The sequence below is a fragment of the Micromonospora sp. NPDC004704 genome, from assembly GCF_053601675.1.
Window position 1 is genome coordinate 376664 of the sequence record NZ_JBSGCD010000001.1, and the last position, 24567, is coordinate 401230.

A 24567-nucleotide genomic window follows, 5' to 3' on the forward strand; every position below is an offset into this window, starting at 1 on the left:
TTGGATCGGACGGCGCTGCTACATTGTCGAACGGACATCGGTCGGGCCGACGGGGAGGTACGCATGGCGTTGCCGGTCGCCCGTAGCGAGGACGAAGCGCAGCTGTACCTCGACCTGCACCCGTGCGAGCGTTGCCAGGTCGCCGACGTCGACTGGCGGACCGCGCCCGGCCAGGACGAAGGGGCTCCCTCGCGTCGGTACTACGGCGTCTGCCGGCGGTGCCAAGCGAGCCGCGAGTTCGCCTTCCGGCTGCCGGCGCGGCCGACGCCGCCCGGTCCCGACGATCTTGTCTTCTTCGGTGGCCCGGAGCCCTCACAACTCTTCGACGCCGGTGAGTGGCGACTGATCTCCGACGCCGGCATCCACGAAGGTGGAGCGCCGCCGGACACCGGTTCGTACGCGGAGCGCAAGCACGCCTTCGCACTGGGCGTGGCCGCCTTGGCCGAGGTTCTCAAGTTCATCCCGGACGGCGCCGACGCCGTGCCGGAGACCGCGTTCTGGACGTCGCACGGCCGTGCGGCGTACGACCAGAAACCCGACCGGTTCACCCGTGAATACCTGGAACGGTGGCTGGACGGCTTCCAGGAGGAGTTGGAAGCACGTTTCCGCGACTGAGCGGTGCGGGGGAGGGAGTCACACATGCGCCGGCCCGTCCGTACGGTGACCATGGCCGTGGCCTGTCTGGGTGCGCTGCTGGCCGGTGTGGTGGGTCCGGGTGCGACGGGGCACGCCGCCGTCCGGTCCGCCCAGGAATGCGCGGACCCCGGCCAGCCGATCAACCCGATGCCGTGGCCGCAGCAGATGCTCGGCCCGGAGCGCGCCTGGTCTTTCAGCCAGGGTGGTGGCGTGACGGTCGCGGTCCTGGACTCCGGCGTCGACGGCAGCCACCCGCAGCTCGCGGGGCGGGTCGCCGCAGGGTTCGACGCGGTGGCCGGCGGCGGCTCCGCCAACGATGACTGTGTGGGCACCGGCACCCAGGTCGCGGGCGTGATTGCCGCGGGGCAGGCGCCGTCGGTCGGGTTCGTCGGGCTGGCGCCCGGGGTACGGATTCTGCCCATCCGCGTCCTCGATGACCGCGGTGGCGGCCGTGGAATCGCCGAACCCGACGTACTCGCGCGGGGTATCGACGCGGCGGCGAACCGGGAGGCCGACGTGTTGGCGGTCTCCGCGGTCAGTTACACCGACAGCCCGTCGCTGCGGGGCGCGGTGGCCCGCGCCGTGGCGCGAGGGATCGTCGTCGTGGCGGCGGTCGGCGACCGGGGCGACGAGGACGGGGCGAGCGTCATCCCGTACCCCGCGGCCTACCCGGGGGTGGTCGGGGTGGGCGCGATCGACCAGGCCGGTGAACGCTGGCGAGGCTCGCAGCAGGGTACTTTCGTCGACCTGGTCGCACCGGGTGGTGCCGTCCCGACACTGCAACGTGGCGCCGGGATGATCCAGGTGGACGGAACGGGGGTGGCCTGTGCCTTCGTCGCCGCTTCGGTCGCGCTCGTGCACGCCCGACGCGGGAACCCCACGGTGGATGAGGTGGTGGGGCAGTTGCTGGCGACCACGATTCCGGCGGCCGGCGGCGCCGCCTACGGCCACGGCATCGTGAATCCGTACGGCGCGGTAACCGACCGCGTGGCCGGGGCCGGCCCGGTCCCGTTGCCCGCTATGGTCCGGCCGCCGACGGAGACGTCCCCTGCCTTGGCACGCAGCCGGAACCTGGCGATTGCCGGCAGCGTCGTGGCGTTGCTGGTGGTGCTGACGGTGTTGGTGACCGCGGTCGCGCTGCCGCGCGGGAGGCGGCGACTCTGGCGTTCCGCTTCGGCGGCCGCTCCGGTCGGCCGGGCCGAGCCGGAGGAACCGGGGCCGCCGGTGCCGCTCTTCCCTGCTGGGTGACCCACCACCGCTTCGTCCCGGCCGACGCCCGGTTCCCGGTGCTCCGGGCGGGCTGACCGACGCGGGCGGCAGGGTGGCCGAGCGACTAACTGCCGTTGACGGCTGCTGGTTGAAGCGCGGCGGCCGGGTCGAGAGTCGGGCCGGTCGGGATCCGGCTCACCAGGCTCGCCGGCACGTCGACGGCCTGGGCCGGCTGGTAACCGAGCATCGGCAGGACCGCCGCCTGCGGCACGGGGTACTTGATGCCCAGGTCGGTGATGACGTAGTACGGCCCGGCCTGGGCGGTCGGTGAGCCCAGCACCCGTACGGTGGTGACCCGGCCGGCTGGCACGAGCACCAGGTCGGCGAACGGTACGCCGTCGGCCGAGACCGCGGAGGTGGGCACCGCGGCTTCGATCCCGGGCAGGTTGCCGCCCACCCGAAGGGTCGGCGGGGTGGCAGCGTCCGTGGTGACAGCGCAGAGGGAGTCACTACCGCCGGGCCGGGTCAGCGTCGGCGTCGCCGCAGGTGGCTGCACCTCGCCGGCCGGCGCCTGCAGTTGGCCGCTGCGGGGCGCCGCGTTGGCCTCGGCGACGCTCACCGGGATCGCCTCGGCCGACGACGCGGCGCGCAGGATGTCCCGCTGCAGGGCGGTGATCGGAGCCAGCCCGTCGCCGAAGACGAGGTGGTACTGCTTTCCCGAACCGGTCTCCGTGCTCAGGACGTCGCCGATCGAACGACCCGGCATCGCCGGTGACGGCTCGCCCCGGCCGCCGACATTGATGGGTTGGATGTCGCCGCCGGCCGGCAGGGCATTGAGCCAAGCGGTACCGACGGGCACCTGGGTGGCCGCACCGAACAGTGCGGGCACCAGGGCTTCCGGAGCGTGCACCTGGTGGCGACGGCCGTGCCAGATCAGGAACTGGGAGCCCAGTCGGGCGTCCCGGACCAGGACCGCGTCGTCGGCCAGCGTCTGGCCGCCTTGCGGCGCGGTGGCGATCGCCACCGCAACCCCGCTGACGCCCTTCCCTGCCTCGTTCGTGCCGGGAATGGCGCACATCGTCCAGGGCAGACCGACGTGCCGTTTGACGGAGGGAAGCGAGTTGGGGGCGCCGGCAATGCCGACCGTGGTGCCACGCGGCGCCGCGCTCAGCGAGTTGGCCGCCACCCGGAACACGGGTGGGTTGGGCCGACCGGCGGCAAGCACCGCCGACGCGTAGTTCAGCGTCGGGTGCAGGGTGCCCGCGAAGTAGACGAAGCTGGCCCCGGTCTCCTTCTCGATGACGACCGCGCCGTCGGCCTGCCAACGATCGGCGCCGACCTTGGTGATCAGGCCGTAGATGCCGAACCCGGCCGCCACCAGGATTGCGACCATCAGCCCACCGAACAGCGCGCCGATACCCCGTCGCAGCGGTGACTGCTGCGGGTCGGTCTCGCGCATGACGAAGGCGGAGATGACCCGCTGGGTCATGAACTGGTACGAGTGCAGTTGGTCCCGTCGGGTCGCCATCAGATCCTCACCCGCCGATCGACGCGAAGAGCCCCTGGATCGCGCCGAAGACACCCAGTACCGCGCAGGCCAGCGGGATCAACGCCATGATGGCGAGGACGTCGAGGATGTCGGCGGTGCGGCCGATGTACGGCGACGGGCTCCGCCGGCTGTAGACCAGCCCTGCGGCGAGCACCACGCCGGCCACCACGACGAACAGGATCAGCAACAGCAGTCGGCCGCCCTGGTCGGCGCCGAACACGTACCCGAACAGCAGTAGCGCGAGACTGGCGACCCCGCTTGTCAGCAGGGGAACCCGCTGCTGGGGCATGGCGAACAGCCGCGCCCGCAGCAGCAGCGCCGCTGCTGCGGCCAACGAGAGCAGCTCACCGGCGAGCGTGCCGTCGACGAAGATCAGGAACGCGATGGCGATGGCTCCGGTCACCGCGGCGGCGAGCAGCATGCCGGAGAGCAGTTCCGTGGCGCGCGCCACGGCCGCGAAGACATCGGACCGCCGGGGCACCGGACGGTCCTCCAGGATGTCCTCCGGCCGGTCCGGTAGTTCCGGCACCGGCAGCCGGCCGAGGGAACTCGCGATCAGCGGATAGCCGGGCAGTAGGCCGATGACGGTGGTCAGGGCCACCGCCGCGGCACCGACCGGTGTGGCACCGGCGAGGCAGAGCAGCGCGGCGAGCAGACCGGTCAGGCTCGCGGCGAGACCGGCCATGAAGAGTCGCTGGACGGCGGCGACGCCCGTGTACCCGATGACGCTGAACACCAGCAGCAGCGCGGATCCGAGCAACAGACTGGACGCACCGAGGTCGGTCAGCGCCACGTCACCGGGCGCGGCGAGCAGGGCACCGCCGACAAAGGCGTACGGCAGGCCGGAGGCGGCGACCACGGCGCCCACCGACGCGTCCCCGAACGCCCGGGACAGCAGGACGCCGAGCACCGCCAGCACGGCGGCCAGGCCGAGCGCGGCGGCGGTGGGCAGCGGCCACGCTGGTCCGGCGGAGAGCAGCACGATCAGGCCCAGACCGAGTACGGCGGCGGTGACCACCAGTCCACAGCGGCGGGTCGCCTCGTTGCCCCAGGACCGGCCGGCCCGTCGGGCACCGCCGGCGATCACCTCGACCACGTCGTCGTAGGCCAACTCCGGCCAGTCGTCGCGGCGTGGCGCGAGGTGCAGCAGTTCGCCGTCACGAACGCCCTGCACCGATAGGTTGCGATTCGGCTCGAGCACCGCACCGGTGGCGCGGCGCAGCACCCACCCACCGTGTCGCTCGCCGGTGTCTCCGAGATCGTCGCCAGCGTGCCGCAGCAGGTGCGGAAGCAGTTCGGCGACGATGAGATTGTCGGGCAACGCGACATCCATCCGTCGCTTCGGCGCCGCGACCGTGACCCTGGCCAGACTCAGGCTCCCGGGGACCGCCATGCTGGTCACCTCCCCGCCCCCATGCGATAGCAGCGCCCAACCTAGCATGTCGGTTCCGGCCCGTTCGCATCTCGTTGCGCTCCACGGGGCGATCCGCGACGAAGCTCCACTGTCTATAGGATTGGCCCGCCGGGTCCGGTCGAACGGGGAGGTCGAACGGTGACGTCGGTCATTGTCAAACGCCTACCGCGCCGGGTCGCGCCGGCGCTGCCGTCGGGCGAGGTCGTACTCGACCCGCCGCCGGAGGTGCCGCCACCGGCGGGCAAGGGCTGGACCCGCATGCTGACGATCCTGCCGATGGTGGCGGGCGGGGCGGCGATGGGCCTGATGATGGCCGGTCAGCGGGGCGGTGGCGGGCCACTGACCTATGTGGCCGGCGGAATGTTCGGCATCTCCATCCTCGGCATGATGGGGATGATGATGATGAATCAGTCCGGGCCGGGCAAAAAGGAAATGATCGAGGCCCGCCGGCAGTACATGCGTCGGCTGGCACAACTGCGGTCCCAACTGCGGGTCACCATTCGCCAGCAGCGCGAGGCGATCCACTATCGGCACCCCGAGCCGGCGGCGTTGTGGTCCACCGCGACCGGGGGCCGGCTCTGGGAGCGCCGACGTGCCGACGCCGACTTCAGCGTCGTACGGATCGGGCTCGGTTCGCAGGAGGTCGCCACCCCGCTGATCCCGCCGCAGACCCGGCCGGTCGACGAACTGGAACCACTCTGTGCCGTGGCGCTGCGGAAGTTCGTCGCCACCTACGCGGTGGTGCCCGACCTCCCGGTGGCCATCGCGTTGCGGGATTTCTCGCACGTGTACCTGCGTGGCCCGCAGGGGCCCACCCGCGACCTGGCGCGCGCACTGCTGGCCCAGGTGGCCACCTTCCACGCCCCCGACGACCTGCTGATCGGCCTGTGCGTCGCGAACGACCAGCGGTCGCAATGGGAGTGGGCGAAGTGGCTGCCGCACGCGCAGCACCCGGCCAAGCTCGACGCCGTCGGTCCGATCCGGCTGTTCGCACCGTCGGTGGCCGCACTGGAGGCGATGCTAGACGACGTGCTGGCCAACCGGCCCCGGTTCGATCCGACCGTCGCGCAGACCGTCGGGGGGCCGCACGTCGTGGCCGTCATCGACGGGGGGTCGACGGCCGGTTCCGACCACCTGATGACCGACGGCGGGGTGGCCGGGGTGACCATCCTCGACCTGTCCAATCCACCGCCCCGGCTGCTCGACGACACCTCCGTCATACTCGACCTCGCCGACGACGGCAGGATCTCCGGCACGACCATGGACGGCGCCACCGAGGTCGGAGTCGCGGACGCCCTGGCCCCGGCCGAGGCCGAGGTGCTGGCCCGCGAGCTGGCGCCGCTGCGGCTCTCCGCCACCTCGTACGCGGACCAGTCGTCTCCGGTGACCATTGACCTCGGCCTCGCCGAGCTGCTCGAACTCGGCCCGCCGCACGACCTCGACCTGACCCGCGCCTGGGCCGGCCGACCCAACCGTGACCGGCTGCGGGTGCCGATCGGGGTGGGCCAGGACGGGCGACCCATCGAGCTCGATCTGAAAGAGTCCGCGCAGGACGGCATGGGCCCGCACGGGCTACTGGTCGGCGCGACCGGCTCCGGCAAGAGCGAACTGCTGCGCACACTCGTCCTGGCGCTCGCCGTCACGCACAGTTCCGAGATCCTCAACTTCGTGCTCGTCGACTTCAAGGGTGGCGCGACGTTCACGGCGCTGGACCGGCTTCCGCACACCAGCGCGGTGATCACCAACCTGGCCAACGAACTCTCCCTGGTCGACCGGATGCTCGGCGCGATGCAGGGTGAGCTGGTCCGCCGCCAGGAACTGCTACGGCAGGCCGGCAACTACGCGTCCCAGCGTGACTACGAGCGGGCTCGGGCCGCCGGCGTACCGCTGGCGCCGCTGCCGAGCCTGCTGGTCATCGTCGACGAGTTCAGCGAGCTGCTGACCGCGCGGCCCGACTTCATCGACATGTTCGTCCAGATCGGCCGGCTCGGCCGGTCACTCGGCATCCACCTGCTCCTCGCCTCCCAGCGGTTGGAGGAGGGCCGGCTGCGCGGGCTCGAGACCCACCTGTCGTACCGGGTCGGGTTGCGGACCTTTTCCTCGATGGACAGCCGGGCGGTGCTCGGTGTCTCGGACGCCTACGAGCTGCCGCGCGCACCCGGTCACGGTTACCTGCGCACCGGCACCGAGGGGCTGATCCGGTTCAAGGCCGCCTACGTGTCCGGCATGGTCCGTCAGGACGGCTACCGGGCGACGGTTGACGGTCGGCCGGTCGATGCCGTTCGCGACTTCACCACCTACTACGTGGCGCCGCCGCGCGCGGACCAGCCCGGCGAGCCGGCAGCGAGCCCCGAGGAGCCCGAAGACACCGCGGTCGGCGACACGCTGCTCGACGTGCTGGTCCAGCGGATGGAGGGGCAGGGTCCACCAGCCCACCCGGTCTGGCTGGACCCGCTGGACGCACCGCCGACCCTCGGCCAGATGCTCGCGCCGGTCGTACACTCGCCGGAGCGCGGGCTGACCACCCAGTCGCTGGACCCGGAGCGCGCGGTGCACGGCCTGGTCGGGATCATCGACAAACCGTTCGAGCAGCTCCGCGAGCCGATGTGGCTCGACATGTCCGGCAGTGCCGGCAACGTGATCGTGGTCGGCGGGCCCCAGACCGGCAAGAGCACCTTCCTGCGTACGCTGATCGGCAGCCTGGTCCTGCGGCACACGCCACGGGAGGTCCAGTTCTACGGTCTCGACTTCGGCGGCGGCGGGCTGACCGCGATGGCGGGTCTGCCTCATGTCGGCGGCGTGGCCAACCGGCGCGACGTGGACAAGGTCCGCCGGACGATCGCCGAGATGTACGGCCTCATGCAGGAGCGGGAGGCGTTGTTCGCCACGCACGGCGTGGAGGGGATCGCCGCCTACCGGCGCGCCAAGCGGCAGGGCCGGTTCGGCGACGACCGTTTCGGCGACATCTTTCTGGTCGTGGACGGCTGGGCGACCCTGCGTGCCGAGTTCGACGACCTGGAACCCATCATCAACGAACTGGCCAGCCGGGGACTGGGCTACGGCGTACACATCCTGGCCGCCACGAACCGGTGGATGGACGTGCGGGCGGCGGTCCGGGACATGTTCGGGACGAAGATCGAGCTGCGACTCGGGGAGCCGAGCGATTCGGTGATCAACCGGCGGGCGGCGGTCAACGTGCCGGAGCGTACGCCGGGACGTGGCCTCACCCCGGACGGTTTCCACTTCCTGGCCGGGCTGCCCCAACTGGATGCCGAGCCTCGGGTGGACGACCTGGCCGACGCCGTGGCCGAGTTCGTCAAGCTCGCCCAGGCACAGTGGACCGGGGGCCGGGCGCCATCGGTCCGTCTGCTGCCCGCCGAGCTTCCGTACGCGGCGCTGCCCGCCCCGCGGGCCGGTCAGCTGCCCATCGGTATAGCCGAGGCCGACCTGCAACCGGTCCACCTCGACTTCGACGCCGAACCGCACGCCCTGCTCTTCGGCGACATCGAGAGTGGCAAGAGCTCGTTCCTGCGCAGCCTGGCGAAGATGATCACGACCAGCTACGAGCCGAGCCAGGCCCGGATGATCCTGGTCGACTACCGCCGGAGTCTGCTCGGCTGCGTCGACAGCGCGCATTTGATCGGCTTCGGCACCGCCCAGCAGTCGACGACCGACCTCATCAAGCAGGTCACGACCGTGATGCGGGAGCGGCTACCCGGGCCCGATGTCACGCCGGAGCAGCTTCGCAACCGTAGCTGGTGGAAGGGCCCCGACCTCTTCCTGCTGGTCGACGACTACGACCTGGTGGCCAGCGGGACGGTCAACCCGTTGGCGCCACTGCTGGAATTCCTGCCCCAGGCCCGGGACATCGGCCTGCACGTGGTGATAACCCGGCGGATAGGCGGCGCCTCCCGGGCCATGTTCGATCCGGTGATCGGCCGGATCCGGGAGCTGGCCTCGCCGGGCCTGATGATGTCCGGACCACGGGAGGAAGGCGCGCTGTTCGGCAACGTCAAGCCGCAGTTCCTTCCGCCCGGCCGCGCCTGGCTCTTCACCCGACGGCACGGCGCGCGCCTGGTCCAGCTCGCCTGGTCGCCACCGGCGCACTGACCAGGCGGCTGGACGGTGGCCATGGTGGAGGGGCCGCACCGCCTGCCCGGCAACGACACCACCCGCAGGGCGGATCAGCGGCGAGGGCCACCCGCCTGCTCCCGCTCGACCTCGGTCTGCGCGAACCAGACGTAGCGCTCGGTTCCGCCGCCGACCAACGCGATCATGTCGTCGGCCATCACCTGAAGGAACTGGGCGCTGGAACGGGGCAGCCGTAGCGCCTCGGCAGCCAGCGGCGCCTCGACACTCGACAGCCGCTGCAGGATCACCAGGTCGCACTCCTGGATGGAGGGCACGCCGGATTGACCGAGCTGGCGCAGGACGGTGAGCTGCGTCTGCCACGGGCCGAGCGGTGGCGGCGCGGCGCCCCCGGCGAAGCCCAGGTCGTAGATGACCAGGATGGGTTGGTGCGCGGATCCGGTCAGTGCCAGCGGCTGCTCGGCGTTGAGCACAGCGACCCGGTCGCCGTGCCCGGTCGCCCGCTCCCCGAAGCCGTGCCAGGCGTACGGGTCGGTGGTCACCACGGCCACCCGGGCACCGAGCGCAAGCGCCCGGAAGGTGACGAGCTGTCCGGCCCAAACCCCGCCGACCAGGGCGACCCGAGTCGGATCGGGCCGGAACATCCGCACCGAGACCGGCAGTTGCTGCCGGTCGGCGCCAAGGATCATCCCGGAGCCGGCAGCGGTGATCCTCAGTTGGGTGAGCGCGGCGCGGGACGCCGTGTGGGAACCGATGCGCAGTCGGGTCAACCGACCGGACAGCGTGGCCCGTCGACGGTGGTCCGGGGGCCGGCGGTCATCGTCAAGGTCCGGAGGACCAGAGTGGCCGGCGTCGGGGATGGCAATCCCGTGCGCCGACAGCTGGGCGCCCGTGGCCCTGCTGGACGTATCGGCGGCTGCGGCCGCCTGGCTGTCGGCGCGGGCCAGGGTGGTGCCGCCGGGGAGAGCGGTGACCGCCGGTGGGGCCGTACTTTCGGGCGGTGCTGACGCCACCGGCCCGGCCTGTGGTGTGGGCACCGCCTGGGCCGGTGCCCACGGGTTCGACGGCGGTTCGGGGATGGCTTCCGCCGGGCGCCAAGCCTGGGCAGCAGCCTGTCCCTGGGCTGCCGCCTGGACCTGGCTCGGCGCCGGAGGCGGCGGTGGTGCCCACTGCGCCGGAGCCGCCGGCTGGGTCGGCTGCGCCCATGCCGTCGGCGGCGCCGGCTGGCGGGGATATGTCGTCGGGTTCGACGGCGGGGCGGCTTCCGGTGACGGTGGGGGGATTGCCGGCCACGCCCCCGACTGGCTGCCGGGCCGGCCGATGACCGTGCCGCCGGCGACCGCGGCGACCTGCGAGAGCGGTGGGGGCGGTGGTAAGGGGCGGGACGGCGCGGCCTCGTCCCCGGCCGGCGGGTCGGTTGCCGGCGGGCGCGCCCTCGGCGGTCCGACAACGGCCCGGCCGGTGGCTCGTGGCGGGGGCGCCTGCACCGGGGTCTCCCGCGCGGCCTCGTCGTCTCCCGGCCTGGTCATCGGGCACCACCTCCCGTCGGTGCCGACGCGTACACCGCCGGTCCTTGTTCGCCGTCAAGTGGGAAGAGGTCGGCGCCCGCCCTCTCCGCGCCTCGGATGAGTGCCTGGCAGACCGATGCGAGTTCGTTGGCGGGCGCCGCGATCCGGATCAGCGCTCTGAGGTCCACCGTACGGGCGTTGTCGTCCGGCGCCAGGATCAGGGACACGCTGGTCATCGCCGCCGCGGCGGTGGACACCTGGGTGAGCAGCGCGGACGCCTCCCCCAGAGCGGGCCAGCCACGAATCCAGAACGATCGGTGGGCCAGCCGCGACGAGTGCCACTGCGCCCAGTCCTCGCGCGGCTGCACCGGCTCCGCGCTGTGCCCGGGCTCGAGGTCGCAGGAGTGTGTGAGCAGAACCAGCAGTTCCTCGGCGTCGAGTAGTCGATGCGGGATGCCGACCCACCGCAGTGACTTGGCAACCCGGTGCACGAGCGTGGCCACCACGGCGGGAGCGGCGTCGAGTTCGGAGTCGCCGGACGCGCCGGCCTCGGCCACCGCGCGTGCGTCCAACCGGACGGCGATCCAGGTCTCCTGGTTCGCCGGTACGTCGCCGAAGCGACCCAGCAGCTCCTGGTACGACTGGCGGGCCTTCGACGCGGGAGACAGGGCGACGGTGGGTGCGGGCACCGTCTGGGTCACCACCTGCAGCACCGCGCCAGGCTGTTCGGTATCGGCGAGGGCCGACACGAGCAACTCCACCGGAAGGCCACCCGGCTCACCGCGTGCCGGCGCCTTCGGAGTGACCTCGGCTACCGCGTACCAACCCGCGTCGTCACGGGCGACACCGACCGGGGTGCCGCCGGCCACCGTCACGTTCTCCACGGTCAGCCCCGGTGCCAGTACGCGCAGCGCCGCCAGGCGGGGATCGTCGGCCGCCGGTACGCCGCCGGTGTCCCGCTGCCGACGCCGGTACCGCCACATCATCAGCCGCTTCTCCAGCCACCACCGGCCGCGATCGCGACCCAGCGCCAGCAGGAGCAGTCCTGCCCCGACCACCCCAATCACGACCGCCGGCAGCACGCCGCCGGTGAACGCGGCGAGGATCGCGATGACCACCGCCTCGGCGATCAGAAGCTGGGAGACGTGGAGGGGCCCCAGCCGGCCGGGACGACGGCGGGGCAGCAGGTAAGCCGGTTCGGATCGCTCCGGCGTGTCCGGGCTCGATGGTGTGCCGCCGCCGACCGGGGCGCCGGTAGCCGTCCGTTGCGGAGATCCGGCCCGCGGCTCGCGGGTGCCCGGCGGCTGGGTCTGCGGCGACGCGCTCATGCGATTCAGCTCCCCCTGACTGGTTCGCCGCCCGCGTAGGGCGTCCCACCATCATAGGATCGACGTGCGTGCCGCCATCCCCGCCGTTGGTCCCGTACCGGTGCCCGGTGTGGATGTTCCTACCACGTCGCCCCCGGCGCGTGCCGGTGCACGTGATCCCGCCAGGGCCCCGGGACCACAGCCCGTTGCGGGAATCGACGCTCGGGTCGGTACGATCCATCGAGGCGGACGGGGAGGCCGGCAGGCCAGGACCAGCACGTCCACCCTGATCGAGGTGTAGGGGAGCCATGGCCCGGATACTGACCGTTTCGTCACAGCGATCGGGGGCCTATCCGACCATCCAGGACGCCCTCGAGGTCGCGACCGACGGCACGGTGATCTCCATCGAACCGGGCGTCTATCCGGAAAGCGTGCGGCTGGCCGGACGGCGGCTGAGTCTGGTGGTGGCGAAGGAGACCGGCTCGGTGACCATCGACGCCACCGGCGCCGACGGATCTGCGGTCGACTGTCAGGGCGGCGAGGTGACCCTGCGCGGCCTGGTCCTGAAGTCCGCCGACTATCCGACGGTGCGGGCGTCGGGCGGCCGGCTGACGGTGGAGAGGTGCGAGGTCAGTGCCGGCTACGCGGCCGCCGTCAGCGCCGGCGACGGCGTCGATCTGACGGCCACCGACGTGAAGGTCTCCGGCGGCCAGTACGGCTTCGTGATCGAGGATGCCGGCGGGGTTCTCGACAAGTGCGAGATCCGGGACATCGCCGACGACGCAATCATCGTCCGACTGGGAGCGAACCCGACGATCCGTAACTCGACCGTGGCCGGCTGCGGCTTCCGCGGCGTCTACGTCTACCAGGCCGGTCGGCCGACGATCGAGCGGTGCGACATCTCCGGGGCAGGGGATGTCGGTATCTCGGTGGCGCACCAGAGTTCACCCAGCATCATGGACAGTTGGGTGCACGACACACAGGGCGTCGGAATCAGGTTCGACCGGGGCTGCGGGGGCGTGGTCGAGGGCACCCGGGTGGAGAACACCGCGGCCCCCGGCATCCAGGTCGAGGAGGGCGCCACGCCGACGATCCGGCCGGTCGACGATGGCCTGCACCGGCCGAAGGTCGGGATCGGGGCGATCGAGGGCGCTACCCAGCAGGACACCGCGGAGGTCGACAAGCTCCTCGCCGAACTCGACTCGATGATCGGGCTGGCCGGCGTCAAGGGTGAGGTTCGCGCCCTGATCGACGAGATCCAGGTGAACGAATGGCGGCGCAGCGCCGGGCTGGCGGTCGGCGCGGCAAGCCACCACCTGGTCTTCACCGGCGCTCCCGGGACCGGCAAGACCACTATTGCCCGGCTCTACGGGCAACTGCTGAAGGCGCTCGGGGTGCTGCCGAACGGCCAGTTCAGAGAGGTCTCCCGGCGTGACCTGGTGGGTCAGTACATCGGACACACCGCGGAGAAGACGACCTCGGTGTTCGAGGAGGCGCTCGGTGGGGTGCTCTTCATCGACGAGGCGTACACCCTCTCCCGGTCCGCGGGTGCGAGCGCGGACTTCGGCCAGGAGGCCATCGACACGATCGTGAAGTTGATGGAGGACCGCCGCGACGAGGTCGCGGTCATCGTGGCCGGCTACACCGACGAGATGCGGGACTTCCTGAACGCCAACGCCGGCCTCGGCTCCCGGTTCGCCAAGACTCTGGAGTTCGAGAACTACGATCCCGACGAGCTGGTGCTGATCGTCAACCGGATCACCCGCAACGACGACTACGTGCTGGGGCCGGGGCTCAGCGACGCCCTGCTGGAGTGGTTCGGGCAGATTGAACGCGATCGCAACTTCGGCAACGCCCGGGAGGCACGCAAACTGCTGGAGGGCATGCGAAAGGCCCAGTCGGGGCGGTTGCGGGCGCTCGGTCGGATGCCGTCCCGCGACGACCTGCGCACGCTGGTCCTGGACGACCTCCTGGTGGCGACCAGGTAGCGCGCCGCGGTGCGGAACGGACCCCGGCCGGGGCCCTACTCGGCCGGTAACAGCGGGAGGGGGCGTGCCTCGTAGTGGTCGAGGTAGCGGCCCGGATCAGCTCGCAGCACCGAGGCGATGACCGTACCGAAGACGTCCCGGAAGTCGACGGTCGCCTTGAGGTCGCCGTCGTCGAGGTCGGTCAGCGGCGGCTGCTCACCGTAGAACCCGCCCGCCACCCGTGGGCCCAGTACGAAGACCGGACCGGCGGTGCCGTGGTCGGTGCCGTCGGAGGCGTTCGCCCGGACCCGACGCCCGAACTCGCTGTAGACCACCACCGTCACCCGCTGGCCAGCCTCGGTCCTCGACATCCGGGTCACGAACGTGGTGAGCGCGGCGTCGAGTTGGCGCAGCAGCCTCTCGTGCCCGGCCCGTTCCTCTGCGTGTGTGTCGAAACCGCCGAGACTGACCGAGTAGACCCGGGTGGGTACCCGGGCCTCGACGCACGTGGCGACCAGGGAGAGCTGCGCGTCGAGCGAGTTGTCGCCACCGGTGCCGGTGGCGGTGACGCCCGGTCCGGGATCAGCGCCAGCCGTGTTCGCCGCCCGCTCGGCCTCCCGGGTCAGTTGATCGATCTTGAGCAGATCGGCGTACGCGCCGGCGACCCGCGCCTGCGCCACGGACTCGCCCGGCGCACCGCGCCCCAGCGCGGCGACCATCTCGGGAGTGATCCCGGCCGGCAGCCGCAGCCCGCCGGTGCTCACACACGAGCCCGCCCGGGTCTTGCCGACGAGCAGGGGCGGGAGTACGGATTCGAAGCTGACGGCGGTCTCCGGCGCGGCGTTCACGCTGTCCAGCCAGCGACCGATCCAACCGGTCTCGACCGGTCCGGCCGGGGCGGCGGTCTGCCAGATGTCCATCGACTGGAAGTGGCTGCGGTCCGGGTTCGGGTAGCCGACGCCGAGGACGACGGCGAGCCGCCTCTCGTCCCAGAGTCCACGCAGCCCCGCCAGCATGGGATTGAGCCCCAGCGCGTCGTCGAGGTGGAGTACCTTGTCCGCCGGATACGCCAGCTCGGGTCGCAGCGAGTGGTACGCCGGGTCCGCGTACGGGACGACCGTGTTCAGGCCGTCGTTGCCGCCGTACAGCGTGACCATGACCAGTGTGCCGGCGGCGTCGTCCTGCGGGGCGGCGTCCGGGGCCGTGGCGAGCAGTTCCGCGAGGCCGAGACCGGTCGCGCCGGCGGCGATCGCGCCCGCGCCGACCACTCCGGAGGCGAGCAGGAATTTTCGTCGAGTCACCGGGTCCATGTCAGGTCACCAGGTACTCCGGGCTGGCCAACCCGAGGGTCAGCAGGTGGCGCGGGTCGGACGTCTCCGTCAGTGCGGAGTAGGTCCGGTTGGTCCAGGTGTCGATGGCGAGCAGCTGCGCCAACCCCTCCACGGTGATCGGTCCGACCTCGACCAACTGGGTGAGTTTGCCGGCGAGGCTGAGCCGTACGTGCGCGGCACCGGCTGTCAGCCAGGACGATCCGGCGGGCCAGCCGGCGACGCTCGGCGGTGCGAACGGCACCTGGCCCAGTCGCTCCATCCCGTAGATGACCTGCTCCATAACCGCCGGCGGGAGGCTCCCCGGTCGCAGCCCCAGTTGGCGGGTCGCACCGACGAGCCACTCCACCGGCTGCTTCACCAGGTTGCCACGGGTGCCGGGGAAGGCCTCGTCCGTCAGGAGTGTCCGGAGCATGGCCACCGAGTCGGGGAAGGCTGCGGCCATGCGGTCCTGCGTCGGGCCCGGAATCGGCTCGGTCGAGGAGGCGTACCGGTGCCAGAGCCGGGCGGCGACGAAGCGGCGGCACTGCGGGTGCGACAGCAGGAAGTCCACCAGGGAGTGCGCGTCGAAGTTCCTGGCGACGCCGAGGATGGTCTTCTCTCCGGCGTCGTGCGACGGCGGGTTGAAGTACGTCCGGGCGGCGTCGTAGTCGATTTTCCAGCCGGTCAGCGCACGGCCGGCCTCCTTCACGTCCCGCTCGCTGTAGTTCCCGATGCCGAGGGTGAAGAGCTCCATCAGCTCGCGACCGAGGTTCTCGTTCGGCGCCGACCTCGTGTTGAGCTGGCCGTCAAGCCAGTAGATCAGCGCCGGGTCGGTCACCATCCGGTGCGCCATCAGTGAGAAGTCGAGCGAGGTGCGCAGCGTCCGGTGCTGCGTCAGCATCAACTGGGCACGGATGACCTTCTTGACGGACGTGGCCCAGTGGCCGTGCCAGAAGAAAATCAGCTTCTCTGTCGCCTGGTGATCGGCGACGGCGAGCCGGTCCAGCCACCACTGTGTGATCGCCAGCGTCTGCTGCCGGCGTCGCTCGTCGGCGGTGACCCGCTGCGCCGACGTCGGGTCGGTCAGGTTGGCGTACGGGTCCGGGCCCAGGTCGGGAATCGGCGCACTGGTCGCACCGAGGTCCGGTCCGGTCGGCGACGTCAGCGCGTTGACAGTGGCCTGGTAACCGGCCTTGCGCGCCGCATCCAGTTCCGCCGCCGACGGACCGAAACCGGCCCGTCGCAGCAGCAACGCGACGTCGTCGGGCATGGCTGCCAATATATGCGACGGCCGGCGCCGCCACCGAGGCGGTCGTGGTGGGCGGAGCCGGCCACCGACGTGACTCAGCGTCTGGTGAACCGCTCGCCCGCCACCGCGGCGTACGCGACGTCGAGCTGCCGCCGTACGGCCGCCCAACTGTGGTGCGCCACCGCCCACTCCCGACCCTCGGCGGCCAACTGTTCCGTACCGGGCTCCCGGTTCAGCAGGCTGGTCGTCGCGTCCACCCAGCCCTGCCGGTCGTCCGCGACCCGGACGTGCACGCCGTCGCGTACTCCGGCCCGGTCGGCCACCGTTACGGTCGTGACCGTCGGCACACCCGCCGCCAGGGACTGGATCAGTTTCATCTGGACCCCGGTTCCCCGGAAGATCGGCGCGATCGCCACCGAGGCCGCCGCGTAGTGCGGCTCGATCTCGGGGGCGTCCGGGTAGAGCTCGATCCCGTCCCCGACCAGTGAGCGCACCACTCGGGGCGGCTCCGAACCGACGATCCTGAGTCGGGCGTCCGGGACCTGCTGCCGGATACCGTCCCAGCACTCGTGCACGAACCACAGCAGGCCGGACACGTTGGCCTCGTAGCTGAGCCGCCCGACGAACAGCACGACCGGCGCCTTCCGCGCGTCGCTCGCCGACGCAGGCTGGGCCGCGGTTCCCGACGGTGACACGTCAGCCGGATAGTCGTACGGACTGCGGACGAGGTAGGTGTTGGGCCGCTGCTCCCCGTACTCCGGTGGGGCCGAGAGCATCATCGGTACGCCCATCCGCACCAGGTCGTCCTCGCGGGCCCGCATTCGCCGGGACTCCACCAGGCCGAGCGTCCGCCAGGGGATGTTCGGGCCGTGGGAGGCGAGTTGTTCGTAGTATTCGCTGCGGAACTCGTCCAGGTCGACGATGACCGGCGTACGGCCACACGCCTCGACAAGGTGGACGGTCCGGAAGACGTTGAGGTGGACCACGTCGGGCCGCCAGTCGGCGATGATCTCCTCGAGTGCGACGGTCAGGGCTCGCGGGCTCGCATATCCGTGTTGCAGCGACCGCCCGGTGGCCAGGGCGTGCAGGCTCCGGCCAATGGCACCCTGCCGGGGGTTGGGGACGAGGGTTCGATCGAGGACCGGTAGGTCGTCCGCGAGCCGGGCCTCCGCCTCGTCGTGCACCAGGGACAGGAAGCGCACCTCGTGGTCCGCCGCGAGCATCTGCAGCAGGGCGAGGCTACGCGGTCGCAGTTGCGACGGCACCCAGGGCGCCACGAACAGGATCTTCATATTGGAAGCCTCCCCAGGGCTCGCGCAAGCAACCGCTGGCGCCATGTGCCGTGCTTGGAAAAATAGACGTTCATGCCCGACCGGTACAGTCGTCGTTTACCGACCGCGGCCGTGCTGGTGCTCTCCTTGTGGTCGGCGACGCTCGTCCCGACCGAGGCGACCTGCCAACCGCGCCCGCGCAGGCGCCGGCAGATGTCGACATCCTCGAAGTAGAGGAAGAAGTCGGGGTCGAAGCCTCCGACGTCCCGGAACGCCTCGGCCCGTACGAGCATGCAGAATCCCGACACCCAGGCGGCGGGGCGGGTTTCCGGTGTCGGCCCGACGGCCAGGTAGCCGAGCATCGGCACCTTCGACCGGAGCAGTGCCGAGCGGGCCAGGAAACTCTTGAGCCGGCCGGGCACCAGGTGGTCGGCCCGCAGCGCCGCGAGCCACTCCTTGGCGATGCTCGGCTCCGGTCCGGAGGAGATGCCGTACCGCCCGTTCGGATAACGCATCAGCGGCGCGACCGCGCCCAGCCGTGGGTTGTCGCCGAGCGCGTCGACCAGGGCCGCGAAGTCCGGCCCGGACAGACGGCAGTCCGGATTGAGCAGAAAGTACGCGTCGACATCCGGCGCGGTCCCGGCGGCGACGTTGATCGACGCGCCGAACCCCGCGTTCGGCATCGCCAGGACGTGCGGAGTGTACCGCGCGGCGACCTCCGCGCTGTCGTCCGTGGACGAGTTGTCCGCCACGACGATCCGTGCGAGCGGGAGCGCCGCCAGGCAACCGAGGCTTTCCGGCAGCTCACGGGCCGAGTTGTACGCGACGACAATCGCGGCGACCCTCATCGGGCGCTCGCGATCTCGTACGCGTCCAGGTAGCGGAGAACCGTGTCGTCCCACTTGAAGAGCCGGGCGATGTGCGCCCGCGCCCGGTGCCCGCGCGCCACCGCCTCGTCCGGTGATCCGACGGCTGTGGCGACGGCGGCGGCGATCTGCTCGGGGGTAGAGGCGACGAACAGGTTGGTCGCGTCCCCCCGGACCGACGCCGCCGGTCCGGGTGACGTGATCACCGGGCAGCCCAGGGCCATCGCGTGCACCACCTTCATCAACACCCCGCCGCCGACGATCGACGGCACGACAACCGCGTGCGCGGCCAACATTTCCGTGCGGAGGTCCGGCACGGTGCCGGTGACGACGAACCGGCTGTCCCGGTCGGCGAGGGCGAGCACGTCCGGTGGCGGCTGCGCCCCGACGATCCTGAGCTCGGCGGCGGGCAGGGTCTGCCAGACGATCGGCATCACCTCCCGTGCCAGGTGCTGCGCCACGAGCACGTTCGCCCGTCGCCACATCGCCCCCGCGAAGACCAGCCGCGGCCGCCGGAGGTCCGTCGGCGGCGCCCAGCACACCGAGCCGAGATCGACACCGGGACGGGCGAGGACCACGTTCGGGTTGTACCGGGACGCGACCGCGAAGTCGGCGTCGGCGAGGGTCAGGACCGCGCCGGCGCGGCGAATCGCCGCGCGTTCGAACAGGCTGGTACGACGCAGCTCCGCCAGCCGGTACGCGCGTTCGACCCCGCCAGCGGCGGCCCGGTAGGACTCCCGCATCACGTTCTCGGTGATGTCGTGCAGTCCGAGTACCGAGTTCCGCCGGTCGGCGAGCGCCTCCGCGCTCTGCAGGTACTCCGCATGCACGACGTCGGGCCGCAGCCGGCCGATCAGCTCCACGGCCTCCTGGGTCGCCCGCAGCGGCCAGGCCTGCCGCAGCCAACCCGGCCGCCGACCGAATCGGTCCAGCCGACCCGGTCCGGCCTGGACCGTCGACTCCACCAGCGTGTAGTTGCGTTCCCCGGCCGACGCCGCTGCTGTCGCAGACCGGTGCTGCGGTGAGTACACGAAAAGATCGGTCTTCTCGGCCAGTCGGGGGACCAGCCTCGCGATCGTGTCCGCCGCCGCGTGCGGCTGGCTCAGGTCCGGTGCGTACGGGGTCAGCAGCAGGACCCGCATCAACCCAGCCCTTTCAGGGTGGCGGTGACGAACTCCCGTGCGATCCTGCCCTGGCGTGCGACCCGGCCGGCCGCCTCCCGGAACTCGGCGGGTGCCCCGGCGGCCGCCGTCGCCGTTCGGTGCAGGGTTTCGGCATCGACGTCCGGCCCGACCACGAACCGCCCGAGCCCGAGATCGACGAACGCGTCGTGCACCTTCCGTTCGTACGCGATCGCCACCGTGGGCACCCCGAGCGCCACGGCCATCACCGCGGCGTGCAGCCGGGTGCCGATGACGAGCCGGTATCCGGCGAGCGCGGTCAGCCACCCGTCGAGCGCCCCGGCGAGCGTGGTCCCGTCCCGGTCGTTCAGCGGGTTGCCGGCCAGGCCGAGTACGTTGTCGAAGGCGCGGTGGTAGATGTCCCGGTCGTCCTCTCCCTGGGCGTCCTGGCCGAACGCCATCGGTAGGAAGTCGCCGGTCCAGCCGTCGGCGTGGAGCCGATCCAGGCAGCCGCCGATGGACAGCAGCAGCCCGGTCTCGGTGTCCGGGGCGAGCGGCCGCATCGACAGCGCGAAGGTGGGTCGCGCGGAACCGGCCGCCTCCTCAACGGCTGCCGCTGGCTGCGTGTCGGGTATCGGCAGCGCGTAGGCCACGTCACCGATCACCTGCGCCCTGGCGCCGAAGTAGGATCCGCTGCGCTGGTCACGTACGCCTATCGCCACGGACGCGGCACCGATCACCCGCAGCAACCGCCGGCCGGCTGGCGTGCCTCCCTCCCGGACGCCCACCCCGACCGGGGCCACCGGCGTGCGGGCCAGCCGGGCCATTCCCACGATCCGGGCGAACAGCGGCAGAGTGCCTGGCCACGGCAGGTTGGGCGACCGCTCCTGGAACACCGTCCCCGGGCCGAGGAAGAGAATGTCGCAGTCCCGGATCGCCCGCTGGGCCGTGCCCTGGCGTCCCACGGCACCACGGGCGCGCAGCGTCGGCATCTTTTCGGCGTCGACGCGGTGCAGTGCGGCTACCCGGTCCGGGTTGGGGGAGAAGACCACGAACGACGCGCTCTCGTCCACCGAACACACACAGGATACGAGCGTGTGCAGGAGAATCTCGTCGCCGAGGTTGTCGGAGCCGAACCATCCCGCGATTCCAATTCTCACCTGGCTGTCGCCCTTCGTTGCGGGTCCGCGGTGTGCTGTTCGTCGTTCTCCACGCCGGCCGGATCCACTGTCCGTCGGGCGGCCCGTCGCTGACGGAGAAGCCCCAGCGCGGCCAGGGCCAGCAGGAAGCCGCCGGGGACCATCGTGGCCAGCGCCGGCTCCACCGCGGCCCGGGTGCCGATCAGCGCCGCCGCGGCAACCGCCACACCGGCGGCCGAGACCAGGACTGGCCGTACCAGGGCCCGGATCCGGAGGAACCAGAGCAGCGATCCCGCCACGATCAACTCGGTCAACACCGTCGCCCAGGCCGCACCGTGTGCGCCGTACCTGCCGTCCAGGGCGAGGTTCAGCACGACGTTGCCGCCGAGGCTCACCACCAGCACCAGCAGGCGACTGGTGGCCCGACCGTGCGCGAGCAGCATGGCGGAGAGCCCGAAGTTGGCGAACCGTAGCGCCAGGAACAGGGTGAGGATCGTCGCGAGCGCGAGGATGTCGTCACCGTCCCCGCCGAACAGCACCACCACCCCGATCGGCAGGGCAAGGCAGATCAGGCCGGCTGCGGTCTGCCCGGAGATCCGGAAGAACCGGAAGATGGCGACCGGGTCGTCCGACGGCGAACGATCGGACAGCAGGCGCGGCGCCGCGTACGCGACCGCGCCGAGCCCCATCGATGCTGCGACCTGCACAGCGGGGCCGATGATGGCCGCCGCTGAGACGTACTCGCCGACCTCGCTCGCTGCGACGAACATCGCCAGGATGAACACGTCACCGCGGAAGTAGAGAAGACCGAGCAGGTCGGATGCGAAGTAGGGCAGCGACCGCCGGAGTTGGGTCATCGGGTCGACCCGGCCGGGCGACCGGACCTTGCGCCACATACCGACGACGATGAACGCCATCGCGGACCGGAGCACGGCGGCCGCGACGAAGTAGCCGGCCGCCTCGTTGAATGCGAGGCCGTCGCCCAACCACGTCTCGGCCGAGCAGGCGACGATGAGCAGCACGCCGGTGGCGGAGTTCGTGAGTGGTTCCAGCCAGGCGGAACGGGTGCCGCGGACCAGGACCCAGGCCGTTTCGTTCCACTGTTCCAGGAGGCTGGCGGCAAAGAAGAGGAAGAAGCCGAGCTGGATCAGGCCGGGCAGGAGGCCGCCGGCGACGGGATAGGCCACGGCGGCGGCCAGTAGCAGGGTGACGAGTCGACCGCAGTGGATCCGGGCGACCTGCGGCGCCGAGACCAGTCCGGCCGCGAAGTCCCGGGTCAGGTACGTCGGGAGCCCGACGGAGAGCACGGCGGCGGTGAACGAGGCGATCAGGGTCGCGAGTCCGTAGTAGCCCACCGCCTCGGTGCCGGCGCCCCTGGCCAGCAGCGCCATTGCCACCAGGGTGGTCAACCGGCTGGCGATGGTGGAGACGCCGAGCAGACCGGAGGCCACCGTCAGGGATGTACGCCGCCGCTGCGGCGCGTCGACCTCAGCCGCGGCCATCGGCACCGTTGGCATGCGGGTCACCGATGCGGGCACCGAAATACCCCATGACCAGTGCGAAGGTCAGGAAGTAGGGACCCTGGAGCAGGCCCCAGCCGGTCATGCCCATGAGCACGATGCCGGGGAGCGCGCTGACGAGGACACGGGCGGTCTGCTCCGATCCCCGGCTGCGCCGGACGTGCCGGATCGCCCGGACGGCCACCGCCGCGAACGGCAGCCAGAGCAGAAGAGCGCCCAGGATGCCGAGTTCGGCGGTACTCAACAGGAAGATGTTGTGCACCGGTACGCCGGTCTCGGTGAGCCGGTCGGTGGCGCCGACCACGGCGACGTACCCGTTGGGACCGACGCCCGCCCATGGGTGATCCCGGATGGTCGACAGGGCAACCTGGGTGATCTGTGGCCGGGCTCCGCCGGTCGGGTCCGCCATGAAGCGGTCGATCAGCCATGGCAGTGACGCCAGGCCGAGGGCGAGGGTGATCCCGATGATCACGAAGTGCTTCCGCTGCCACTTTCCGGCGGCGAGTTCCAGGAGTACGGAGATGAGGATCATCGCCATGATGGCGACGAGAACGGAGCGGCTCTGGGTGAGGGAGACCCCGATGAGTACGGCACCCAGCGTGAGCCACACCGCCCACCGTTCCCGGGCGGTTCGTTGGGGCAGCGTGAGCACACAGAGCCCGCAGAAGAAGAGCAGCTTCGACAGTTCGCCCGGGTGGCTGGTCAGTCCGGTCGCACGACCGAGCACGTCCAGTGCCTGGGCTCCGGTGACCTCCCGGAGGGGAAAGCCGAGGATGGCCGCCAGGATCGCGCCGAGCTGGATCCAGGCGACGCCCGCGAACACCCAGGGCAGTGCGGATCCGCCCCGGTCCTGGCGTTGGGCTGCGACGCCGATGGCGAACACGACCGCCCCCAGGCACAGGTGCAGCAGCCCGGACCCGGTCCGAGGCGACCAGTCCCAGGTGGTGAGAGTGAGCGTGAGCAGCCAGAGTAGGAAGGGTGCCCAGGGCAGCAGCCCGGTACGCAGAGAGCGGCCTGCAAGCAGGGCCATCAGCAGGCAGGACAGGGCGATCGTGAGCGTGAAGGTGTACACGGTCGGCGTCGCGTTCGCGATTCCGGAGTAGATCGGGCTCTCGGCCGGAAGCAGCGCGACCGGCACCAGGCCGAGCGTGACCACCAGCAGGGCGGTGGTGACGTTCTGCCTCGGGTCGGACAGCACCAGGGCGAGCAGAGCCCGGCCTGCCGCGAGCCGGGACCTTTGAGGACGCCCGGTGTCGACCGGGTCGGCCACCGTGTCGTTCGACATCACGGACTCCATGCGTTGGATCAGGGGCTGACCGGATGTTGGTCCGGGACGGCTGACGACGGTTACGGTTGGGGACGCCGTCGCACCACACCGGAGCGGTGGCGGGGGCGGCGCCCATCATAGGCATTCACGGTCGGCTGTGCGGCGATCAGTCGGGTTTAGATGGCCGCAGCCGTCCGTACACCGTTTGCTACCCGGCGCACCTCGTCCACCCAGTCCTTCGGCGCGGCCATCCGAAGTACGAGCTGCCGGTCGACGGTCCCACCCGGCGCGCTTCGCCAGTAGCCGATCACGGCGAGGCCGTAACGCTGCTCGTTGTTGAGATTCAGTGTCTCGGCCAGCGTGGTGTATTCGCCGCCGTAGCGCCACTGCTGGCCCCACGCCTCCTCGGCCTGACGCATCGTGGTCCGACGTGCCTCGTCGCAGGGCTTGGGGCAGTCGCGCACGATCAGCTCGCCGCCGATCTGTCCGCCATCGACGTGGGTGGTGCCGCAGTTGTACCTGACGAATCCCTGAGCGCTGCTGTCCGGGACGCAGTCCCAGGTCGACGGCACGGTCAGGTCGAAGCCGAGCCCGTCGAGCTTGAGCGTCTGGACCCGGCTCGTCTGGTCGAACTGCGGCCATCCCGCAGGCCAGTTTCCCGGTCTCGGTGGTTCCAGACCCGGCCGAATGGGCGGTGATGCCAGCACCGGCGTCGATGGGGGAGCACTGGTCGGCTGGCTGACCGGTGCTTTGCTTTCTGGCCAGGTCTGCACGGCGATGAAGGTGCCGGCAAGGACGGCGACGGTGACGGCGACGATCGCGAGCAGCCGGAAGTTGCGGCGACGCGTCGGCGGGGGAGCGTCGGACGCCGCGATGCGGCGCCCGTCCGCGTGAACGGGCCCGTAGGAATAGGGACCGGCCGGCGGCAGCGGGCCGGCCGGTGGCATGGGCCCGGGCGACGTCGGCTGCGGCGGTCCCGAGACCGGGTACGGCTGTCCGGACGTCGGCTGTGGTGGTCCTGACACCGGATATGGCTGCCCGGATGTCGGCTGTGGTGGTCCTGACACCGGGTACGGCTGTGCGGACGTTGGCTGTGGTGGTCCTGACACCGGGTACGGCTGTGCGGACGTTGGCTGTGGTGGTCC

17 protein-coding genes are annotated in these 24567 nt (G+C 71.3%); 4 read left to right on the forward strand and 13 right to left on the reverse strand.

Going from position 1 to position 24567, the window contains the following annotated elements:
* Nucleotides 1-63: 63 nt before the first annotated feature.
* Nucleotides 64-615: a hypothetical protein gene (locus ACWEFB_RS01580; RefSeq protein WP_452281180.1), complete on the forward strand. Its 552-nt coding sequence runs from the start codon at nt 64-66 to the stop codon at nt 613-615.
* Between the two features lie 24 nt (nt 616-639).
* Nucleotides 640-1884, forward strand: a complete 1245-nt coding sequence (locus ACWEFB_RS01585; RefSeq protein WP_452281182.1) for a S8 family serine peptidase — start codon at nt 640-642, stop codon at nt 1882-1884.
* A gap of 85 nt (nt 1885-1969) precedes the next feature.
* Here the strand turns inward: ACWEFB_RS01585 and eccB are convergent, their stop codons facing one another.
* Both eccB and eccD read right to left on the reverse strand, forming a co-directional pair.
* A complete protein-coding gene (gene eccB / locus ACWEFB_RS01590; RefSeq protein ID WP_452281184.1) occupies nt 1970-3373 on the reverse strand; it encodes a type VII secretion protein EccB in 1404 nt (467 codons plus the stop codon).
* A 7-nt stretch (nt 3374-3380) separates the two neighbouring features.
* Nucleotides 3381-4787 (reverse strand): type VII secretion integral membrane protein EccD, encoded by a 1407-nt coding sequence (gene eccD / locus ACWEFB_RS01595; protein ID WP_452281186.1) that lies wholly within the window; start codon nt 4785-4787, stop codon nt 3381-3383.
* Nucleotides 4788-4946: 159 nt separating this feature from the next.
* Between eccD and eccCa the strand changes: the two genes are divergently transcribed.
* Nucleotides 4947-8918: a type VII secretion protein EccCa gene (eccCa, locus tag ACWEFB_RS01600; RefSeq protein ID WP_452281188.1), complete on the forward strand. Its 3972-nt coding sequence runs from the start codon at nt 4947-4949 to the stop codon at nt 8916-8918.
* 74 nt (nt 8919-8992) lie between these two features.
* On the opposite strand, the gene ACWEFB_RS01605 is transcribed toward eccCa, so the two are convergent.
* On the reverse strand, nt 8993-10426 hold the full coding sequence (locus tag ACWEFB_RS01605) for a hypothetical protein (RefSeq protein WP_452281190.1): 1434 nt from the start codon (nt 10424-10426) through the stop codon (nt 8993-8995).
* Nucleotides 10423-11733, reverse strand: coding sequence for a type VII secretion protein EccE (locus ACWEFB_RS01610; protein WP_452281192.1), 1311 nt, complete (start codon nt 11731-11733; stop codon nt 10423-10425). Before ACWEFB_RS01610 ends, ACWEFB_RS01605 begins: the two co-directional genes overlap by 4 nt.
* Nucleotides 11734-12020: 287 nt before the next feature.
* Here ACWEFB_RS01610 and ACWEFB_RS01615 point away from each other — a divergent pair, with 287 nt between their 5' ends.
* Nucleotides 12021-13700 carry a right-handed parallel beta-helix repeat-containing protein gene (locus ACWEFB_RS01615; RefSeq protein WP_326558389.1) on the forward strand — a complete coding sequence of 560 codons (1680 nt, stop codon included), beginning with the start codon at nt 12021-12023 and terminating at the stop codon, nt 13698-13700.
* Between the two features lie 35 nt (nt 13701-13735).
* On the opposite strand, the gene ACWEFB_RS01620 is transcribed toward ACWEFB_RS01615, so the two are convergent.
* The 9 genes from ACWEFB_RS01620 to ACWEFB_RS01660 all read right to left on the reverse strand — a co-directional run bounded on the left by ACWEFB_RS01620 (nt 13736) and on the right by ACWEFB_RS01660 (nt 24369).
* Nucleotides 13736-14989, reverse strand: coding sequence for a DUF1501 domain-containing protein (locus tag ACWEFB_RS01620; RefSeq protein ID WP_326558388.1), 1254 nt, complete (start codon nt 14987-14989; stop codon nt 13736-13738).
* A gap of 1 nt (nt 14990) precedes the next feature.
* A complete protein-coding gene (locus tag ACWEFB_RS01625) occupies nt 14991-16259 on the reverse strand; it encodes a DUF1800 domain-containing protein (protein ID WP_452281195.1) in 1269 nt (422 codons plus the stop codon).
* Between the two features lie 74 nt (nt 16260-16333).
* Entirely contained in the window at nt 16334-17530 is a 1197-nt protein-coding gene (locus tag ACWEFB_RS01630; protein ID WP_452281197.1) for a glycosyltransferase, read from the reverse strand.
* A complete protein-coding gene (locus ACWEFB_RS01635) occupies nt 17527-18357 on the reverse strand; it encodes a glycosyltransferase (protein ID WP_452281199.1) in 831 nt (276 codons plus the stop codon). Before ACWEFB_RS01635 ends, ACWEFB_RS01630 begins: the two co-directional genes overlap by 4 nt.
* Nucleotides 18354-19517, reverse strand: coding sequence for a glycosyltransferase family 4 protein (locus ACWEFB_RS01640; protein WP_452281201.1), 1164 nt, complete (start codon nt 19515-19517; stop codon nt 18354-18356). Before ACWEFB_RS01640 ends, ACWEFB_RS01635 begins: the two co-directional genes overlap by 4 nt.
* Nucleotides 19517-20656, reverse strand: coding sequence for a polysaccharide pyruvyl transferase family protein (locus ACWEFB_RS01645; RefSeq protein ID WP_452281203.1), 1140 nt, complete (start codon nt 20654-20656; stop codon nt 19517-19519). The genes ACWEFB_RS01640 and ACWEFB_RS01645 overlap by 1 nt, the downstream gene beginning before the upstream one ends.
* Nucleotides 20653-22152, reverse strand: coding sequence for an oligosaccharide flippase family protein (locus ACWEFB_RS01650; RefSeq protein WP_452281205.1), 1500 nt, complete (start codon nt 22150-22152; stop codon nt 20653-20655). The genes ACWEFB_RS01645 and ACWEFB_RS01650 overlap by 4 nt, the downstream gene beginning before the upstream one ends.
* The gene (locus tag ACWEFB_RS01655; protein WP_452281207.1) at nt 22124-23440 is read right to left on the reverse strand and encodes an O-antigen ligase family protein; all 1317 of its coding nucleotides are present in this window, start codon (nt 23438-23440) and stop codon (nt 22124-22126) included. Before ACWEFB_RS01655 ends, ACWEFB_RS01650 begins: the two co-directional genes overlap by 29 nt.
* A gap of 158 nt (nt 23441-23598) precedes the next feature.
* Complete coding sequence (locus tag ACWEFB_RS01660; RefSeq protein WP_452281209.1) at nt 23599-24369, reverse strand: hypothetical protein; 771 nt, start codon at nt 24367-24369, stop codon at nt 23599-23601.
* Nucleotides 24370-24567 lie beyond the last annotated feature (198 nt).

Excerpts from the sequence above, each read along its gene's own strand:
- ACWEFB_RS01605 (WP_452281190.1), bottom strand. The coding sequence starts at position 10,426 with ATGACCAGGCCGGGAGACGACGAGGCCGCGCGGGAGACCCCGGTGCAG.
- ACWEFB_RS01615 (WP_326558389.1), top strand. The coding sequence starts at position 12,021 with ATGGCCCGGATACTGACCGTTTCGTCACAGCGATCGGGGGCCTATCCG.
- ACWEFB_RS01650 (WP_452281205.1), bottom strand. The coding sequence starts at position 22,152 with ATGCCAACGGTGCCGATGGCCGCGGCTGAGGTCGACGCGCCGCAGCGG.
- ACWEFB_RS01620 (WP_326558388.1), bottom strand. The coding sequence starts at position 14,989 with ATGGACCCGGTGACTCGACGAAAATTCCTGCTCGCCTCCGGAGTGGTC.
- ACWEFB_RS01660 (WP_452281209.1), bottom strand. The coding sequence starts at position 24,369 with ATGCCACCGGCCGGCCCGCTGCCGCCGGCCGGTCCCTATTCCTACGGG.
- ACWEFB_RS01655 (WP_452281207.1), bottom strand. The coding sequence starts at position 23,440 with ATGTCGAACGACACGGTGGCCGACCCGGTCGACACCGGGCGTCCTCAA.
- ACWEFB_RS01635 (WP_452281199.1), bottom strand. The coding sequence starts at position 18,357 with ATGAGGGTCGCCGCGATTGTCGTCGCGTACAACTCGGCCCGTGAGCTG.
- ACWEFB_RS01630 (WP_452281197.1), bottom strand. The coding sequence starts at position 17,530 with ATGAAGATCCTGTTCGTGGCGCCCTGGGTGCCGTCGCAACTGCGACCG.
- ACWEFB_RS01610 (WP_452281192.1), bottom strand. The coding sequence starts at position 11,733 with ATGAGCGCGTCGCCGCAGACCCAGCCGCCGGGCACCCGCGAGCCGCGG.
- ACWEFB_RS01625 (WP_452281195.1), bottom strand. The coding sequence starts at position 16,259 with ATGCCCGACGACGTCGCGTTGCTGCTGCGACGGGCCGGTTTCGGTCCG.
- eccB (WP_452281184.1), bottom strand. The coding sequence starts at position 3,373 with ATGGCGACCCGACGGGACCAACTGCACTCGTACCAGTTCATGACCCAG.
- ACWEFB_RS01580 (WP_452281180.1), top strand. The coding sequence starts at position 64 with ATGGCGTTGCCGGTCGCCCGTAGCGAGGACGAAGCGCAGCTGTACCTC.
- ACWEFB_RS01640 (WP_452281201.1), bottom strand. The coding sequence starts at position 19,517 with ATGCGGGTCCTGCTGCTGACCCCGTACGCACCGGACCTGAGCCAGCCG.
- eccD (WP_452281186.1), bottom strand. The coding sequence starts at position 4,787 with ATGGCGGTCCCCGGGAGCCTGAGTCTGGCCAGGGTCACGGTCGCGGCG.
- ACWEFB_RS01585 (WP_452281182.1), top strand. The coding sequence starts at position 640 with ATGCGCCGGCCCGTCCGTACGGTGACCATGGCCGTGGCCTGTCTGGGT.